This window comes from Tistlia consotensis USBA 355 (assembly GCF_900177295.1).
GTDB classification, from domain to species: domain Bacteria; phylum Pseudomonadota; class Alphaproteobacteria; order Kiloniellales; family DSM-21159; genus Tistlia; species Tistlia consotensis.
In genome coordinates, this window is the sequence record NZ_FWZX01000091.1 from 1 (window position 1) to 1,032 (window position 1,032).

Annotated in this window: 2 protein-coding genes; both read right to left on the reverse strand. The window is 72.0% G+C overall.

Annotation, left to right across the window (positions count from 1 at the left end):
• On the reverse strand, positions 1-409 hold a 409-nt coding region (locus tag B9O00_RS32245), incomplete at its 3' end, for a helix-turn-helix domain-containing protein (protein WP_200808738.1).
• The coding region (locus B9O00_RS32250) for an AAA family ATPase (RefSeq protein WP_085127571.1) at positions 409-1,032 on the reverse strand (624 nt) is incomplete at its 5' end. The genes B9O00_RS32250 and B9O00_RS32245, both read right to left, overlap by 1 nt.

Below are 1,032 nucleotides of genomic sequence, written 5' to 3' on the forward strand. Positions count from 1 at the left end.
CGGTCGAGGCATGGACGGCGAGATCGCGGGTGCTGAACTCGCCGATCATCTTCATGGCCCGCCACATCTGGTCGCGGGCGCCGCCCTGCCTGACCTCGGTGCCGTTGCGCCGCACCCGCGGCGCCTCGACGCCGACGTCCCGGACCAGCAGGTAGGCGATGGCGGGGAACGGCGCGCCGCCCTTGACGCCATAGGCGCCGCTCCGGCTTTCCTGCAGGCCGACGCGCCTGACGTAGCCGGCCGCCTCCAGGCCGGCGACATAGCTCTTGATCGTGTCGCGGTGCATGTTCGTCTCGCCGGCGAGCTGCGGCACCGTGAACTGGACGAGGCGGCGGACGGCCGACCAGATCGCGTCGCGGCTGACCGGGCGCTTGCCGGCCGCCGCCAGGTGGACGGGGCGCCGGGCCATCACGAGAGCCTCCGCTTCGGCGCTTCGCCGGTGTAGAGCGGCCGGTCGCCCCAGGCGGCCCGGTCGATCCGGTCGGCGCCCATCGCCTGCGCCTCCTTCTCGATCCGGTCGAGGTTGACGCAGAGCCGGCGCGCCGAGCCGTGGGCCAGCTCGACCAGGTGCTGCAGCAGGTCGTCGGCGATCTCGACGCGGCGGACGTAGAGGCGGCGCAGGTGCCGGGCGTCGCCCAGGTCGAGCGGCTGCGCCGGCGCCCACTCCAGGATGCGGCCGTCGAACCGCTCCCAGCGCTTCAGCTTCGCGGGAAGCTGTTCCTCCCCGATCAGCAGGATCGGGCTCGCCGAGCCGTCGTAGATGTCGCGGACCAGGTCGACCATGCGGCGGTCGACGACGTGGTCCATCTCGTCGATGATCAGCGGCCGGCGGCTCAGCACCAGCTGCTCGGAGATCTGCTCGACCATCTCCGGGATGGTCTTCGCCGGCTCGATGCCCATCTCCCGGAGCACCGACAGCAGGAAGAACCGCCGCGTCCAGGACGCCTTGGCCTCGACGTAGTAGGCCCGGTGGCTGTTGGCGGCATAGGCCGCGCTGACGCTCTTGCCGAAGCCCGAGGGGCCGTAGAAGGC